Source organism: Bradyrhizobium sp. CCBAU 25338 (genome assembly GCF_028128965.1).
Taxonomy (GTDB): domain Bacteria; phylum Pseudomonadota; class Alphaproteobacteria; order Rhizobiales; family Xanthobacteraceae; genus Bradyrhizobium; species Bradyrhizobium liaoningense.
In genome coordinates, this window is the sequence record NZ_LFKY01000001.1 from 34,678 (window position 1) to 51,877 (window position 17,200).

Annotated in this window: 10 protein-coding genes; all 10 read left to right on the top strand. The window is 62.8% G+C overall.

Going from position 1 to position 17,200, the window contains the following annotated elements:
• The first annotated feature begins 93 nt into the window (after nt 1–93).
• The 10 genes from ACM42_RS00155 (at nt 94) to ACM42_RS00200 (ending at nt 17,178) form a co-directional block, all read left to right on the top strand.
• Nucleotides 94–5,544 (top strand): DUF4082 domain-containing protein, encoded by a 5,451-nt coding sequence (locus ACM42_RS00155; RefSeq protein WP_333920990.1) that lies wholly within the window; start codon nt 94–96, stop codon nt 5,542–5,544.
• A gap of 1,182 nt (nt 5,545–6,726) precedes the next feature.
• A complete protein-coding gene (locus ACM42_RS00160; RefSeq protein ID WP_271526118.1) occupies nt 6,727–7,473 on the top strand; it encodes a hypothetical protein in 747 nt (248 codons plus the stop codon).
• A gap of 432 nt (nt 7,474–7,905) precedes the next feature.
• Nucleotides 7,906–8,328, top strand: a complete 423-nt coding sequence (locus ACM42_RS00165; RefSeq protein ID WP_271526119.1) for a hypothetical protein — start codon at nt 7,906–7,908, stop codon at nt 8,326–8,328.
• 548 nt (nt 8,329–8,876) lie between these two features.
• On the top strand, nt 8,877–10,127 hold the full coding sequence (locus tag ACM42_RS00170; protein ID WP_061882139.1) for an ABC transporter substrate-binding protein: 1,251 nt from the start codon (nt 8,877–8,879) through the stop codon (nt 10,125–10,127).
• A gap of 121 nt (nt 10,128–10,248) precedes the next feature.
• A complete protein-coding gene (locus ACM42_RS00175; RefSeq protein ID WP_271526120.1) occupies nt 10,249–11,076 on the top strand; it encodes a helix-turn-helix transcriptional regulator in 828 nt (275 codons plus the stop codon).
• A 192-nt stretch (nt 11,077–11,268) separates the two neighbouring features.
• Nucleotides 11,269–12,279 (top strand): branched-chain amino acid ABC transporter permease, encoded by a 1,011-nt coding sequence (locus ACM42_RS00180; protein ID WP_271526121.1) that lies wholly within the window; start codon nt 11,269–11,271, stop codon nt 12,277–12,279.
• 1 nt (nt 12,280) lies between these two features.
• Nucleotides 12,281–13,363 (top strand): branched-chain amino acid ABC transporter permease, encoded by a 1,083-nt coding sequence (locus ACM42_RS00185; protein ID WP_271526122.1) that lies wholly within the window; start codon nt 12,281–12,283, stop codon nt 13,361–13,363.
• On the top strand, nt 13,356–14,138 hold the full coding sequence (locus tag ACM42_RS00190) for an ABC transporter ATP-binding protein (RefSeq protein WP_194388096.1): 783 nt from the start codon (nt 13,356–13,358) through the stop codon (nt 14,136–14,138). The genes ACM42_RS00185 and ACM42_RS00190 overlap by 8 nt, the downstream gene beginning before the upstream one ends.
• Nucleotides 14,131–16,341 carry an ABC transporter permease gene (locus ACM42_RS00195; RefSeq protein WP_271526123.1) on the top strand — a complete coding sequence of 737 codons (2,211 nt, stop codon included), beginning with the start codon at nt 14,131–14,133 and terminating at the stop codon, nt 16,339–16,341. Before ACM42_RS00190 ends, ACM42_RS00195 begins: the two co-directional genes overlap by 8 nt.
• A gap of 3 nt (nt 16,342–16,344) precedes the next feature.
• Complete coding sequence (locus tag ACM42_RS00200) at nt 16,345–17,178, top strand: phosphoenolpyruvate hydrolase family protein (RefSeq protein WP_271526124.1); 834 nt, start codon at nt 16,345–16,347, stop codon at nt 17,176–17,178.
• The last annotated feature ends 22 nt before the right edge of the window (nt 17,179–17,200 follow it).

Genomic DNA, 17,200 nt, shown 5'->3' on the forward strand with positions numbered 1-17,200 from the left:
GACGAGTGGCTGTCACCGCACGCTACGCGAAATCCGCTGGAACGTTCGGGCATGAGCGCCTCAGCTACGACTTCGAGCGACGGATTCGCAGGAGTGACCGCAGGACCCCGAGCGCCAACCTCTGCGGTCGCCGACCAGATGATCTCAAATCCCGTCGTCATCCTGGGTCGGATCCCCTCGGCGAGCCTGGCCCCGAGTATCGTCGGATCGTCGACAACCCCAGCGGTCGCGCAGGTTTGTGGTTGCGGCTACTTCATCGCTCCAACGCGATTGCTCGATCAAAATGCAGACCACAGCGGACAGTTGCAGGGCAGCCGGTTATCCGGCGGAGCAGATTTCGTGCTCACCGGTCAGGCCGCTACCATGGGAGCCTCCACCAGTGTTGACCTGTCATTGCAGTACGTTGCGCCGCTTGCCAACTGGAACGTCCTGCCAGGCGGAGGAGAGATCGGTGCCAGGACGTCGACCGGCCAAATCGGAATTCTGTCCGGATCGGTGACAACCGCAAAGGCTCCCCCAGACGGCCAGCAGGCCGCCGCGCCGGAGTCGACCAGTCTTCTCGCGGCCGCAGCGACTTCCACGAATCCGATCGTTCTCGAGAACCAGAAGCCGGGAAACCCGCAAAGCGAATGGGATATCGAAGGCGCCGGCAGTTCGAATATCGAAGGGTTTGCCACCGACATCAGCGTCAATCGGGGAAACCGGGTCGACTTCAAGATCAATACGGATTCATCAGACTACCGGATCGACATCTACCGCCTCGGCTATTATGGCGGCATGGGAGCACGAAAGGTCGGCACCATCCAGCACACGGGCGTGCAGAACCAGCCTGCGCCGATGCGCGACGAGACGACCGGCCTGGTCGATGCTGGCAATTGGTCCGTTTCAGCCTCCTGGGATATTCCGGCCGATGCGGTGTCCGGCGTCTATATCGCAAAGCTCGTGCGCCAGGATGGAACTGCCGGTGCCAACCACATCCCCTTCATCGTCAGAGACGACAGCAGCACCAGCGACGTGGTCTTCCAGACCTCAGACACAACCTGGCAGGCCTATAACGGCTGGGGCGGCGCCAATTTCTATGGCGGCGACGGTCCCGCGACCGGTCAAGGCGCGGGACGCGCCTACGCGGTGAGCTACAACCGGCCGATCGCCACCCGCGGCGACGTCGGGACCTATGCCGGTCCGCAGGACTATTTGTTCGGCGCCGAATATTCCGCGATCTACTGGCTGGAGCAGAATGGTTACGACGTCTCCTACATGGCGGGAGTCGATGTCGATCGTTACGGCAGTCTCCTCCTCAACCACAAGCTCTACCTCGATGTTGGTCACGACGAATATTGGTCGGGACAGCAGCGTGCCAATGTCCAGGCGGCCCGCGATGCCGGCGTGAACCTCGCGTTCTGGAGCGGCAACGAAATGTATTGGCGTACGCGCTGGGGCAACAGCATTAGCAGCGACGCCACCGCCTACCGCACCTTGATCTCCTATAAGGAAACCTGGTCACCTACAGCGTCGATTGATCCAAGCGACGAGTGGACCGGGACGTTCCGTGATCCACGCCTCAGCCCGCCGTCAGTCGGCGGCGGAATCCCGGAAAACGCGCTGATCGGGCAGATGTTCCAGGTCGATGATGTCGGCCAAGGCGACCTCCAGTCGATCACAATTCCCTATGACGACGCCAATCTGCGCTTCTGGCGCAACACAAGCGTTGCCAATCTTCAGCCCGGGCAAACAGCAACGCTGACCAAGAACTATCTCGGCTATGAGTGGGATGAAGCGCCCGACAACGGATTCGATCCAGCCGGCCTGGTCCGGCTCTCCTCGACAACAATTCCGGTCAATACCTATCTGCTTGACTACGGCAACACGACCGGACCTGGCGTCTCAACCCATAACCTGACGCTCTATCGCGCTCCGAGCGGCGCGTTGGTCTTCGGCGCCGGAACGGTCTACTGGTCGTGGGGCCTGAGCGACAATCACGATCTGGCGCCGACGCCAACCGATCCGCGTGTGCAACAGGCGATGATCAACCTGCTGGCCGACATGGGGATTCAACCGGGAACGCTTCAGCCGGGGATGATCGCGGGTACCGCCTCGGCGGACGCGACGGCTCCGACCTCCACCATTAACGCACTGGCAAGTTTCAGCGTCGGAACTGCGGTCACGATTTCCGGCACGGCAGCGGATGCCGGCGGCGGCGTGATCGCTGGCGTGGAGGTCTCGACTGATGGCGGCCTGAGTTGGCAGAACGCGATCGGCGACGAGACGTGGACTTATACCTGGTCGCCGCAGGTTGCTGGGACTTACACCATCAAATCACGCGCGGTGGACGACAGCATCAATCTGGAGACGCCTTCGGCGGGTCGCACAGTGACTGTTACCTCGCCGTCCTACGTCTCGCTATTTCCGGGATCGGCAACCCCCGCGACAGTCAACACCACCGATGCAAGCGCCGTCGAGCTCGGTGTGAAGTTTCAAACGTCGGTCGCCGGCACCGTAAGCGGGATCCGCTTCTACAAGAGCAGCCAGGATACAGGCACCCACACCGGTGAGCTCTGGACCAGCACCGGCACCTTGCTGGCAACCGCCACCTTTACAAATGAAACGGTGAGCGGTTGGCAGAGTGTGACCTTCTCCAGCCCGGTCCCGCTAACGGTAGGCGCCACCTATGTCGCGTCCTATCACACGAATGTGGGCTACTACTCCTCCAGCGTGAACTACTTCACGGGCGATGTAACCAGCGGTCCGCTGACCGCTCCCGCCAGTGGCAACGGCGTCTACACCTACAGCAACAGCACTGCGTTCCCTACCAGCACGTTCCAATCGACAAATTTCTGGGTTGACGTCATGTTCAACCCGTCCACCAGCAATACCGCGCCGGTGGCGGCGAACGATACCGCGACCGTGACGGAAAATACGCCCGCGACGATCACGGCGGCGTCGCTGATCGCCAACGACAGCGACCCCGATGGAGATCCGCTGGCCATAACCGGAGTGAGCGCAGCGACAAACGGCACCGTCGTCCTCAACACTCAGCCCAATCCGCAGAACAACACCATCACATTCACGCCCACCGCCGGCTACACCGGCCCGGCCAGCTTCAGCTACACGATCTCGGACGGGCGCGGTGGCACGGCCACGGCCAGTGCCAGCCTCACGGTGGCACCGCTCGGAACGGGTCCCTTCAGCCTGTTCAGCGCGTCAAATACACCCGCGCAGACCAATCTCAATGACGGATCCCCGCTTGAAGTCGGGATGAAGTTCACGTCCTCGGTGGCCGGCCAGATCACGGCTCTCAAATTCTACCGCAGCGCCAGCGACACTGGTCCCAACGTCCTTGATCTCTGGACGTCGACGGGCGTCCGCCTGGCCACGGCCACCTTCACCAATACGTCAGTCAGCGGCTGGCAGACCGTGGCCCTGCCATCCCCGGTTTCGATCACCGCCAACACGACCTATGTTGCGTCCTATCACACCACCGGCGCTTATGTGGTGACCAACAACTACTTCACCACGGCTGTCACAAGCGGCCCATTGACCGCGCCTTCGACCACGACCGCGGGCGGCAACGGCGTCTATTCCTATGGCGGCACCAGTTCGGCCGGCATCTTCCCGACCAACACCTATAACGCCTCGAACTACTGGGTCGATGTCGTGTTCACGCCGTCCGGCGGCAGCAACCAGTTGCCTGTTGCAAACAACGACAGCGGCTACACCACCACCCAGAACACCGCGCTGACGATTGCGGCAGCCGCATTGCTTGCCAACGATTCCGATCCCGATGGCGGTACTCTCACAGTCACGGGCGTGAGCGGCGCCGTCAATGGCTCGGTCAGCTTCAACAGCCAGACCAATACGGTCACCTTCATGCCGACCACCGGCTATGCCGGTGCGGCTTCCTTCAACTATGCCATCGCCGACGGACAGGGCGGCACCGCAACTGCAACGGTCAGTCTGACGGTAAATACCACGACCAACCAGCCGCCGGTTGCCAACAACGACAGCGGTTACAGCACCACGCAAGACACGGCTCTGACTATTGCCGCGTCTGCCCTGCTTGCGAACGACACCGATCCGAATAGCGATCCGCTGACGGTCACGGGCGTAAGCGGCGGCGTCAACGGCACCGTCAGCTTCAATGCCCAGACCAATCTCGTCACCTTCACACCGACCGCCGGCTACACCGGCGCCGCATCCTTCGGCTATGCCATCTCCGATGGTCGCGGCGGCACCGCGACCGCAACCGCTAACTTGACAGTGACGACGCCGATCGTGAGCCTGTTTTCAAGTTCGGACACGCCGGCCGTTCTGTCGGATCCCGATACGGCCCAGGTCAATCTCGGGGTGCGTTTCACGTCGTCTGCGGCCGGCACCATCAATGGCATCAAGTACTACAAGGGCGCCGGCGACACCGGCACCCATACGGGGTCATTATGGAGCAGCACCGGCACGCTGCTGGCGACCGCTACGTTCACGAACGAAACCAGCAGCGGGTGGCAGACCGTCTTCTTCAGCAATCCGGTTTCGATCACCGCCGGCACGACTTATGTGGCAAGCTACCACAGCAACGGCCACTACACCTCCACGGGCAACTACTTTACCGCCCCGCACGTCAATGGTCCGCTCACAGCGCCCGCCGGCGGCAATGGCGTCTACACTTACGGCGCCGGCAATCTGTTCCCAACCAGCACCTTCGGGGCCACCAACTACTGGGTGGACGTGGTGTACAGTCCCGCGACCGGCGGCGCCAACCAGACCCCCATCGCGGCGAATGATTCCGGGTTCAGCACGACTCAGAACACTCCGATCTCGATCCCAGCCTCGGCCTTGCTTGCCAACGACACCGATCCCGACGGCGATGCCCTGACGATCACGGGGGTGAGCAATGGTGTCGGCGGCGCTGCAAGCTTCGACGCGCAGACCAGCACCATCACTTTCACCCCCGACTCCGGATATACAGGACCGGCGTCGTTCGCCTATGCAATCTCCGACGGTCGCGGTGGGACGGCAAGCGCGTCCGCCTCTCTGAATGTCAACGCGGCATCTGGGAGCATCGTAAGCCTGTTCAGCAACAACCCGACGCCGAGCGTGGTGTCGGTCAATGATCCGAACCCGGTGGAGCTTGGGTTCAAATTCCAGGCGTCCAGCGCCGGCGATGTCACCGGACTGCGCTTCTACAAGGGCCCGTCGAACGTCGGCGCTCATACCGCGAATCTCTGGAGCAGCACCGGCACCCTGCTGGCCACCGCCACCTTCAGCAATGAGACGGCGAGCGGTTGGCAGCAAGTCAACTTCGCCACGCCGGTCGCGCTTACGCCAGGGACGACGTATGTTGCATCCTATCACACGTCAGGAAACTACTCCGCAGATCCCAACCTATTCAGCTCGGCGGTTAGCAACGGACCGCTGACTGCGCCATCCTCGGCTTCGAGCGGAGGCAATGGAGTATATGCATATGGATCAAACAGCCTCTTCCCATCCAACACTTACAACTCAACGAGTTACGGCGTGGATGTTCTATTCCGTCCGCAACTGATTGCGTAGGAGGAGCGGCTGACTGTGCCGCTGCTACCGCGAGAAAGGCATGTCGCAGTCGAGGATCCTGCCGTGGCTGGCTGATTCGGAACGTCGTTATCGACGGACGCTTCCAGGCAATGGCACGCGATCGGCACTTCCACGGCGATCTTAGCGGTCTCCTTGATGCGCTGCTGCTTCGTTTTCGGGAAGCGCCACTCGCCGGCGCGCCGTCCTGTCACCAATCGACCATTGTTGCCGCACGAGGTCTTTAGATGAGGAGCGGCCTTCTCAACGGGAAAATTCGCCGCTCGGCAACATCGGAGCCAATCGCCTAAGCGATCGAGGCATGCGGCGGGCATCAGGCTGGCGCGGTGCGCACTGATCCCGGCCAACGTGATGCTCTAACAGTGTGGGCGCGGATGTCTATGCGTGCGAACTGCCGCTTGTTGCTTGCTGCGCGGGCCCGTTTGCGCGAGGATCTGTGTATTCATCTGCGTGGCCCGGAGCAAGATCGCCGGCTCCAAACACACAAGGCGGATTGGTAGATTATACTAGGTTGATCTAATGGGCACACCAAGGTTCGAACCCGGCGGAATCCAGTTCGTGATGTCGAGTTCGTTCTCGCCGGAAGGGCGCCGAGCGGCTACTTAGGTGTGTGATTCAGCTCCGTTCCAGGAGTTCGAACTGAGCGAGGCCGGAATGCCTTGTCTTGCTCAACGTTGCTCCGCGCGCTCCCATGCCCCAAAGCTTTCAAACAATGAGCCCAAATGTCCGCACTCGGCTTTGGGGCACGAGCGTCGATGAGCCATGACGGCGCCAGGGCCCGGTATTCCCCAAATTGCCAACGCCAAGGCGAGGATTGCGGTTCGACGCTAAGGGCCAGTAAGTGACATCAGCCGAACACCTCATCAGCGCGAGCCAACGGCTAGCATAATTCAAAGCTGATGTGTGTTCGGATCCCTAGATTGATGTGGCCTTGATGGCAAACGGCGGGTTGTATAACGCTGATCTGCAGCGTAGGGTCGCAGATTATACGCTGGGCGAAAGCACTACGTCTAACAGTGCGGACAATTCGACAATCGTTATAGACGCAGGGAATTGCCAATGAATCTCCGAGGAATAGCGACAAGACTCTTCGAGGGTGACATCCGTTACGCGCTAGGCCGATTCAGGACCGTCCGCTTGGCCTACAGTGGCGCAAGACGACTTATGGACCGCCACATTCCGCTGCAACAGAATAGAACGTCAACATTGTTTACCCACCGGGATGTCGGTCAGATTGTTAAGACTATCTCCGAAGACGCGGTGTTCATCGGCCTGAACCTTCCCGCGCATATAGTCAGTGAAATCGACGCCTTTGCACGCACTGAGCCGCTTTACACCAATTTCGATCCTGATGGCCTCCCATTCCGGTATTCGGACGTCATTCGAGGCAAAGCTCCCGACGGGAGGTCCGTGCCAATCGCCGGTATTCGCGATCCGACCCGCTGTCCTGCTGTGCAGGCCGTCGTTGATGATCCCGTACTACGATCCATCGTGCGGACTTATCTGGGACACGAACCGCGTGAAGTGATGACGATCATGAATTGGAGCTTCGCGTCCGACTTCTCGGAGGATGAGCGTCGACGGCTGAGGCATCAAAACGTTCTCGATTACCACTATGATGTCGGCGGGTACAATTTCGTCTACGCAAGCTTCTATATAACCGACACAGATCGCAACTCGGGGGCGCATGTCATGATGAAGCGCTCACACAAACATAAACCCTTACGTATGCTCTTCGGCTCGGCATCTGCAGGCGAGGCGAGTGTACGGAAGCAGTTTGGCATAGAGAACGAAATCATGATCGAAGGCAAAGCCGGCACCGGCTTCGTCCAGGATACATCGTGCTACCACCGCGCCACTCCGCCGAGCCACCGCGACCGACTCATGCTAGCTGTTCGATTTATCAATTGAGCAGGAACGCATGTACGTAAATGCGTCCACAGTGATGATCCGAACCTCGAAAACCAACTGATCGAGCAACTTGCCAGTCAACTGGAGCTCAGCTTTGAGCGTAAGCGCTATAACCCGAGTCGGTTGCTTGGCACGTATCTCTCCGGCGGCGCCCGACTTGTGTGGTCTGCGAGGCTGCCTGAGGATTTGACCTTAAGTCAAGCTTTAAGGTCACGTCGGGAATGCAGATCAATGTCTTGTGCGCCGGGCGGCGGCGATGGACAAGCGACCCGCAGCGCTCACGACCTCCTCCGCTGAGCGAACTATCCCGATGATGGCACGGCGCAACCTATTCGCCTTGGAGCCCTTTTGACACACCGCTCGTCGGCCCCTCCTTCATGGATTGTCTCGCCGGGCACGGGTACGACGTCTTTGCACTCGACGTGCGCGGCTATGGCCCAATCGACCCGCCAGTCCGAAATGGAGGCTCCGCCGGCAGAGTCCGAACCGCTTGTGCGCACCGAGGCCGGCGTGCGTAATCTCGCCAGCGCAGTCGAACACATCCTGAAGCAACGCGACATCGAGCAACTCAATCTGGTTGCCATGTCCTGGGGCGGCTCGGTAGCCAATGCTTACACCGCTGGCAAACGACAAAGTCGTAAAGCTCGCGCTCGTCGCGCCCCTCTGGTGCTGAAGGGCCCGGTTCCGGTCGATGCAAGCGGGCGCCTCGGGAGCTGTCGCAAGGTGCCGTTTATGGACTTTAGAGCGGGCTTGCTTTCCGCGGCGCCACGAGCAGCACGATCAAGCTTGATCCCGGCGGGCGGCTTCCAACTCTGGGCGAACATCTCGCTCGCGACCGACCCGCAGGGCAACTAGCACCCCCCAGGTCATGCGTGCGGTCAACGGTCCGATCCTTAGAAATTTGCGAATACTGGGCCGCCGGCAAGGGCTCTATGATGCCAGTGACATTCGCGTGCCTGTGCTCCTGGTGCACATGGAATGGGGACCAGGACGTCCCAATCACCTCGGTGCAGGGTTTCTTCCTCTCGCTGAAACACGCGCCGTACCGGCGATGGTTCGAGATCGGCGAAGGCACGCACATGGCCGTCTGCAGGCGTTCGATGCGATCAACCTGCTTCTCGCCGAAGACTATAAGTCGCGTGCTCATCGCGTATCTCGTACGAGGACAGCACGACGCAGACATCCCCCTAGGACATCTTTTGCGGCGCGAGCGCCTCGCTGCACCGCGAAACGACTTGCGGCGCAACATTCAAAAATGAGACTGCCAGTCAAGCCGAACGAGACACCGATGCGTGCACCGCATTCGACTTCGGCTAGCTTCCCTCTAAAGCCGCGGCCTTCGAGAGCCGCGGGCGTCGCGCAGGTCGGCGCGGCAACAAAACGACGACACAGGGGAGGAGCACATGTCGAAATGCAGCATGGGACTGCTCGCGTTGAGCAGCCTGTTTCTTTCGGGCGCGGCGATCGCCCAGGAAAAGATCAAGGTGGGCGTCACCGCAACCCTCGAAGGCACTTACACGGTGCTTGGCGAAGATGGGATGCGCGGCCACCAGACGGCACTCAATGTGCTGGGCAAGAAGATCGGCGACAAGGAACTCGAATTCATCGTCGCCTCGACCGACGCAACGCCGGACTCGGCCGTGCGCGCTGTGCGCAAGCTGATCGAGCAGGACAAGGTCCAGATTCTGCTGTCGCCGCTCTCTGGCGACGAGGGGATCGCGGTGAAGAACTTTGCAAAGACCCATCCCGAGCTGACCTTCATCAATGCGGCCTCCGGCGCGCAGGAAACGACCTATGTCGACCCTGCCCCGAACTTCTTCCGCTACAATATGGACGGCGCCCAGTGGCAGGTCGGCCTCGGCAAATACGCCTATGAGGACAAGAAGTACCGCAAGATCGCAACCGTCGGCGAAGACTATTCCTTCATCTACACCCAGGTGTTCGGACTGGTGCTCGAGTTCTGCGGAATGGGCGGGCAAGTCACCAATCGGCAATGGGTGCCGCTGGGAACGAAGGACTTCGCCTCCGTCATCGCCGCCCTGCCCGACGACGTCGACGCCATCTATCTCGGGCTCGGCGGCGCGGATGCCGTCAACTTCCTCAACCAGTATCAGCAGGCCGGCGGCAAGGCGCATCTGATGGGCGGTTCCATCATGATCGACCAGACCATCCTGTCGTCCAAGGGCAACGCCAAGAACGCCCTCATCGGCACCATTGCGGCGAGCGGCCAGGCCGACACCTGGGAGGATCCGGGCTGGCAGAAGTTCGTGAAGGCCTATCAGGATGCCTTCCCGCCCAACAAGCGTTTCCCAAGCCCTTCGCTGCTGGCCACCAACTACTATGATTCAACCATGGCGCTGATCCTCGCGCTGCGCCAAGTCAATGGCGACCTCTCCAACAACCAGGCGAAATTCAAGGAAGCGCTGGCGAAGATCGAGCTCGATGCGCCGAACGGCAAAATCAAGCTCGACTCCAACCGCCAGGCGATTGGCACCAACTTCGTTACCGAGGTCGTCGACGACGGCAAGGGCGCGCTGTTCAGCAAGGTCGTGAAGGTGATTCCGAACGTGAACCAGACGCTCGGCTACGATCCGGCCGTCTTCTCCAAGATCGGACTGCCGAGCCGCACCGTTCCGGAATGTAAGAAGTACTGACGCATCACCTCGGCGGTCCGCAGACGGGGAGCGACTTGCTGACGCGGTCGCTCTCCGCTCTTGCAATCTCGTCGGCGTTGTTGAACGCTGACCGAAAAGAGAACATTCGGGAGGGGAAGGCATGAGCCGTGCGCTCGCCGTCTTCCATGGCCGGTTCGGCCGGGCGACGGTTTACCAGTTGAACCGCCCTTTCAATATCCACGCCCATCGTGAAGGTCATCTGATCTTTCATGTCGGCGGCATGCCCGCATGCATTGATGTCTCCAACGGGCATTTTGATCTCACCGAATCGTCCGTCGTCGCCGTCAATCCGTGGGAGCCGCACAACTTCCTGCCGGCCGATCTCGATGGCGGCGCCATCTTTTTCGTACTCTACGTCAACGCCGAATGGTTTGCGCCCGATGCTTCGGGCAGCGACCGGCTGCGCTTCGGCCGCACCCAGTTCAGGCGTACTCCTGCACTCGACAAGCATATCAGGCGGACCGCCGCGCTCGTGTGCGGCGCACCATCGCTCTCCAGTCTCGATTCCGAGCTGAGGAGGCTGATCGACATCTGCTATGACGAGAGCTGGCAGCAGGCCGAGATCGCGCGCGATCCGCGCGCAAGCGGCTCCGTCACCGACTTTCGCGTGCGCAAATGCATCAAGATGATGTCGGAAAGCCCCGGTGCCGAGATCGAGCTTGACACCATCGCGCGCGAATCCGGCCTATCGCGGCCCCACTTCTACCGATTGTTCCGCGTGCAGACCGGCCTCACGCCGAACCTCTATCTCAATACGCTGATCATGGAACAAGCGCTCGAAGCGCTGGTGGCGAGCGAAACGCCGATCGCCGATATCGGCTTCGATCTCGGCTTCTCCTCGCAAAGTGGATTCACCCGCTTCTTCGCCGCCAATGTGGGGATGGCCCCGACCGATTATCGTCGCGCAGCCAAGGTTTTGCGCGCCTGAGCGCGGGCCACGAAAAGATACTCACGATCAAACGCCGCCGTCGCCGCCCGGGTAGGATGTAGGCAACGCGATCCGAGATGATCGCGACCGACGGGAGCGCACGTCCATGGCAAGGCCTGCAGCCGCTGCAAGGCTGTTCGACCTGCATTCAGTGAACCTTCGGCCTGTGGCCCGGACAACCGGACGGCGCATATGAGCCGCTTTGTCGAACGCCATCCCGCTTGGGCGCTGATCGTGATCATTGCCATAGCCGTCGCGCTCTGGCTGATCTTCGCGATCTGGCCGCCGGGTCTCGAACAGGCCGTCGGCCGCAAGCGCGTCTTCCTCAACGCCGTCTTCAACGGCATCACGCTCGGGGGCCTCTACTTCCTCGTCGCCAGCGGCTTCACGCTGATCTTCGGCCTGATGCGCAATGTCAATCTCGCCCACGGCTCGCTCTATCTGTTCGGCGGCTATGTCGGCTACGCCGTCAGCGCCTCGACCGGGTCCTGGGTCCTCAGCTTCATCGCCGCCTTCATCCTGACCGCCCTCGTCGGTGTCCTGCTTCAGGTCATCGTATTCCGCCGAATGGAGGGACAGGATCTCAGGCAGACCATGGTGACGATCGGGCTTTCGATCGTGTTCGCCGACCTCATGCTGTGGGCCTGCGGCGGCGACTTCTACCAGATCCAGACCCCGAACTGGCTGATCGGGCCGGTGGAGCTGCCACTGATCACCGCGATCAAATCCTCCGGCGAGCCGGTCTATCTCAGATATCCCTCGGTGCGGCTCGTGATCTTCGCGGCGTCCGTGGTCATCGGCGTGGCGATGTGGCTCGCGCTCAACCGCACCCGGATCGGCATGATCATCCGCGCCGGCGTCGACGATCGCGATATTCTGGCTGCGACCGGCGTGCGCATCCAGCTCGTCTTCGTGCTGGTGTTCGCCTTCGGTGCGGGACTTGCCGGCATGGCCGGCGTCGTCGGCGGCACCTTCCAGTCATTGTCGCCGGGAGAAGACATCCGCTTCCTGCTCGCCTCGCTCGTGGTCGTGATCGTCGGCGGCATGGGCTCGATCCCCGGCGCCGCGCTCGGCGCGCTCATCATCGGCCTCGCCGAGCAGCTCGGCTCGGTCTACATCCCGACCTACGCCATCGTCGTGACCTTCCTGATCATGGTGCTGGTGCTGGCCATCCGGCCCCAAGGCCTATTGGCGGGGCGCTGAGATGTCGCTCGCTCACGATGCTCACGTTGCCGTTCGCCCCGCCGCCGTGGCGCAACGCCCGACGCGGACATGGCCGGAAGTCAACAATCCCGCCGCCTGGATCGTCGCGGTCATTCTCCTGATCATGCCGCTGATCGCCAGCGGCTTCTTCCTGATCGAGATCTTCGCCTCCACCTTGATCCTCGGAACGATCGCGCTGAGCCTGATGTTCCTCGCCGGGTACGCCGGCATGGTCAGCCTGATGCAGCTCACCATCGCCGGCTTCTCGGCCTATATGGTCGCGGTGTTCGGCGTCAGCGGCAACGCCAATATCAGCCTGGGCTGGCCCTGGTGGCTCGCGGTGCCGATGGCGCTGGCGCTGGCGACTGCCTTCGGTACCCTCGGCGGCGCGCTCGCGGTGCGCACCGAAGGCATCTACACCATCATGATCACGCTCGCGATCGGCGCGGCCTTCTACTATTTCACCAACCAGAACTGGGCGATCTTCAACGGCCATACCGGCATCAACACCGTCGCGACGCCGCACTTCTGGGGCGTGAACTGGCGCGCAGACATTCCCTTCTACTATATCGTGCTCGCGGTCGCGGCGCTCTGCTATTTCGCGGTCGAGTATCTCTCGCGCGCGCCCTTCGGCCTTGCCCTTCAGGGCGTACGCGACAATCCGCGGCGCATGGCCGCGCTCGGCTTCAACGTCAATGCCCACCGCGTTGCGGCCTATGCTTTCGCCTCCTTCGTGGCCGCGCTCGCCGGCGTCCTCCAGGTCTGGAACTATCGCCAGATCTCGCCGGGCTCGGTCAGCGTCGGCGCCTGCATCGACGTGCTGATCATCGCGGTCGTCGGAGGCATCACGCGCCCGGTCGGCCCCTTCATCGGCGCGCTGATCTTCGTGCTGCTCCGCACCTTCGCGCTCGACTTCCTGGTCCGGCTTGGGCTCGACGGCAACCGCTTCCGCCTGCTGATCGGGCTCGGCTTCCTCGCCATCGTGTTCTGGTCGTCGGATGGCGTCATCGGCCTTTGGCAGCGTTGGCGTCAGAGCCAGCGTCCACGAACGGACCGCCCAGGCGGAGGACGCGACCATGGATAGCGTCGCTCAACGCCTTTCCGCCGTTGGCGCCGGTGCGGCTCTCGAGCTGCGCGGAGTGACCCGGCTTTTCGGCGCCCTAGCGGCGCTGACCGACGTCACCATCACGGTGCGTCCGGGCGAGCGGCGCGCCGTGCTCGGCTCGAACGGCGCCGGCAAGACCACGTTGTTCAACTGCATCACCGGCGATTTCCCGCCCTCCTCCGGCACCATCCGCTTCTTCGGCGAGGACGTCACGCACTTCCCGCCCTATGAACGCATCCGCCGCGGGCTACGACGGACCTATCAGATCTCGGCGCTGTTCCCCGGCCTCACGGTCCAGGACAACGTCTATCTCGCCTGCCGAGGCGTCTCGCGCGGGCGCTTCTCGTTCCTGCGTCCGGGACAGAACGATGCCCTGATGCATGCGGCCGACAATCTCGTGCAGGCCGTGCATCTCTCCGCGGTGAAGGACCAGCGCGTGGCCGAGCTCGCGCACGGTCAGCAGCGTCAGCTCGAGATCGCGCTCGCGCTCGCCGGCGCCCCGCGCTTCGTCCTGTTCGATGAGCCTGCTGCTGGCCTGTCGCCGACCGAGCGGGCCGAGCTGATCGAGATCCTGACCTCGCTGCCGGCGCACATCGGCTACATCATCATCGAGCACGATATGGACGTCGCCCTGCGCGTCGTCGAGAGCGTCACGATGATGCACAACGGCCGCGTCTTCAAGGAGGGCCTGCCGGAGGAGATCCAGTCGGATCCCCAGGTGCAGGAGCTCTATCTCGGAGGCGGCCATGAATGAGGCCCGCCGCAGCAGTGCCGCACTCGAGGTCCGCGGCCTCGACGTCTACTACGGCCACTCGCACGCGCTGCAAGGGGTCGACCTCACGCTGGAAAGCGGCGTGTTCTCCGTCGTCGGCCGCAACGGTATGGGCAAGACCACCCTGTGCAAGGCGATCATGGGCTTAGTGGAGGTAAGCGGCGGCTCGATTCGCGTCCATGGCGAGGACGTCACGCGGAGGCCGCCGGCGCAGATCGCCCGGCTCGGCGTGGGCTATGTGCCGCAGGGCCGGCGGCTGTGGCGCTCGCTTAGCGTCGACGAGCATCTGCGGCTCGCCGGAGGCATGCGCTCCGGCGCCTGGACCGTCGAGCGCATCTACGACACCTTCCCGCGTCTCGGCGAGCGCAAGGATCACGGCGGCGGTCAGCTCTCCGGCGGCGAACAACAGATGCTGGCGATCTCACGCGCGCTGCTCACCAATCCTCATTTGCTGATCATGGACGAGCCGACCGAGGGCCTCGCGCCCGTCATCGTGACTCAAGTCGAGGAGATGCTGCTGCGGCTCGGTGAAGACGGCGACATGTCGGTGCTCGTGATCGAGCAGAATATTGGCGTCGCCACCGCAATCTCGCGCAACGTCGCGATCATGGTCAACGGCCGCATCAACCGCATCATCGACTCCGCGCGCCTTGCCGCGGACCGCGAGCTTCAGCAGCGCCTGCTCGGCGTCGGGCTTCACGCCGATCTCGAGCCCGATGTCGACGTCGCCGCATTGGCCGCCGAATCGAAGCCGACGCCGGCACCACGCCGCGACGGACCGGTTCGCATCTACGTCTCCAACCCGACGCTCCCGACGCGATGGTCGCAACCAGTGCCGATCGCGCGCATCGAAGCCGCGGCGCGTACGCTCTCGACGCAAGTCTCGCGGCTCGACGACACGGCGCGGCGCAAGCGCGAGCCGGTGACGGCCCAGGCCTCGGGCCCGCCTGTCGTGCTGGTCGTCGGCACGCTCGACACCAAGGGCCTCGAGCTGCGCTACATCCGCGACATCATCGCGGAAAGCGGACTGCGCACGCGGCTGGTCGATGTTTCGACCAGCGGCAAGCATTCGTCGTGCGACGTCTCCGCGCAGGAGATCGCGCTGAATCACGGCCGCGGCGGCTCAGCCGTGTTCGGCCCGGATCGCGGCACCGCCGTGACGGCGATGGCCGATGCATTCACCAGTTGGCTGCGGCGCCAGGGCAATGTCGCCGGTGTGATCTCGGCCGGCGGCTCGGGCGCGGCGTCGCTGGTGGCGCCGGCCATGCGCACCCTTCCCGTCGGCGTGCCTAAGCTGATCGTCTCCTCCGTCGCCTCCGGCGATGTCGGGCCCTATGTCGGACCAGCCGACATCACCATGATGTACTCGGTCACCGATGTGCAGGGGCTGAACTCGATCTCGCGGGCGGTGCTGGCCAACGGTGCCAATGCGCTTGCCGGCATGGTGAAGGCGCGGCTCGAGGCGCGCGCCGCAACGGCGCGCGAGCCACGCGGCCTGCCCTCGGTCGGCATCACCATGTTCGGCGTCACCACACCGGCCGTTCAGAAGATCGCGGCGGAGCTGCGCGATGATTTCGAATGTCTCGTGTTCCACGCCACCGGCGTCGGTGGCCGTTCCATGGAGAAGCTCGTCGAGTCCGGTCAACTCGCCGGCGTGATCGACCTCACCACGACCGAGATCTGCGACCTGCTGATGGGCGGCGTGTTTCCGGCGACGGAAGATCGTTTTGGCGCGATTATCCGCAGCCGCCTGCCCTATGTCGGCTCGGTTGGCGCGCTCGACATGGTCAATTTCGGTGCGCCGGACACCATTCCCGAACGATACCGCAGCCGCAAGTTCCACGTTCACAATCCGCAAGTGACGTTGATGCGGACGACCGCCGACGAGAACGAGCGCATGGGCCGCTGGATCGCCGATCGGCTCAACCAGATGGACGGCCCCGTGCGCTTCTTCCTGCCGGAGGGCGGCGTCTCCGCGCTCGATGCGCGAGGCCAGCCGTTCTGGGACCCGGAGGCCGACGCTGCCCTGTTCCGTGCGCTGGAGCGCAACGTGCGGCAGACCGGCAACCGGCAGATCATTCGCGTCCCCAAGAACATCAACGATCCCGACTTCGCCGCCGCCATCGTCGGCGCGTTCCGAACCCTGTTCGGCCGCGCTGGCGCGCGACGGAGACTAGCGAGGTGACCGATGGCCAGATTTGAACGCGCAGCCCTCCTGAAGAAGTTCCGCGACATGGCGAGGCGCGGCGTGCCGATCGTTGGTGGAGGTGCTGGCACCGGGCTGTCGGCTAAATGCGAGGAAGCTGGCGGTGTCGATCTCATCGTCATCTACAATTCCGGCCGCTATCGTATGGCTGGCCGTGGCTCGCTCGCGGGCCTGATGGCCTACGGCGACGCCAATGCCATCGTGCTGGAGATGGCCTGCGAGGTGCTCCCCGTGGTGGGCCAGACCCCGGTGCTCGCGGGCGTCAACGGCACCGATCCATTCCGCGATATGGATGTCTTCCTCGACCAGCTGAAGGCGCTTGGTTTTGCAGGCGTGCAGAACTTCCCGACTGTCGGCCTGATCGACGGCACCTTCCGGGCCAATCTCGAAGAAACCGGCATGTCCTATGCGCTCGAAATCGACATGATCGCGAAGGCACACGACAAGGACATGCTGACCACGCCCTACGTGTTCAGCGAGAAAGAGGCGACCGCCATGGCGATCGCCGGCGCCGACATCATCGTCTGTCACATGGGTCTGACGACCGGCGGCACGATCGGTGCGCAGACGGCACTGAAGCTAAAGGACTGCCCGGCGCAGATTGACACCTGGGCCTCCGCAGCGCTGAGCGTCAATCCGGACATCCTGGTGCTGGCCCATGGCGGTCCGATCGCGGATCCCGCCGACGCCGATTTCATCATGAAGAACACCCGCCATTGCCATGGCTTCTACGGCGCCTCCTCGATGGAGCGACTGCCGGTCGAGCGGGCGCTGACGGAGCAGGTCCGTCAGTTCAAGGCGATCGGCGCGCGGTAACGCCGGAAGGTTCGAGGGAGGG

Excerpts from the sequence above, each read along its gene's own strand:
- ACM42_RS00160 (WP_271526118.1), top strand. The coding sequence starts at position 6,727 with ATGGACCGCCACATTCCGCTGCAACAGAATAGAACGTCAACATTGTTT.
- ACM42_RS00165 (WP_271526119.1), top strand. The coding sequence starts at position 7,906 with ATGGCCCAATCGACCCGCCAGTCCGAAATGGAGGCTCCGCCGGCAGAG.
- ACM42_RS00170 (WP_061882139.1), top strand. The coding sequence starts at position 8,877 with ATGTCGAAATGCAGCATGGGACTGCTCGCGTTGAGCAGCCTGTTTCTT.
- ACM42_RS00175 (WP_271526120.1), top strand. The coding sequence starts at position 10,249 with ATGAGCCGTGCGCTCGCCGTCTTCCATGGCCGGTTCGGCCGGGCGACG.
- ACM42_RS00180 (WP_271526121.1), top strand. The coding sequence starts at position 11,269 with ATGAGCCGCTTTGTCGAACGCCATCCCGCTTGGGCGCTGATCGTGATC.
- ACM42_RS00185 (WP_271526122.1), top strand. The coding sequence starts at position 12,281 with ATGTCGCTCGCTCACGATGCTCACGTTGCCGTTCGCCCCGCCGCCGTG.
- ACM42_RS00190 (WP_194388096.1), top strand. The coding sequence starts at position 13,356 with ATGGATAGCGTCGCTCAACGCCTTTCCGCCGTTGGCGCCGGTGCGGCT.
- ACM42_RS00195 (WP_271526123.1), top strand. The coding sequence starts at position 14,131 with ATGAATGAGGCCCGCCGCAGCAGTGCCGCACTCGAGGTCCGCGGCCTC.
- ACM42_RS00200 (WP_271526124.1), top strand. The coding sequence starts at position 16,345 with ATGGCCAGATTTGAACGCGCAGCCCTCCTGAAGAAGTTCCGCGACATG.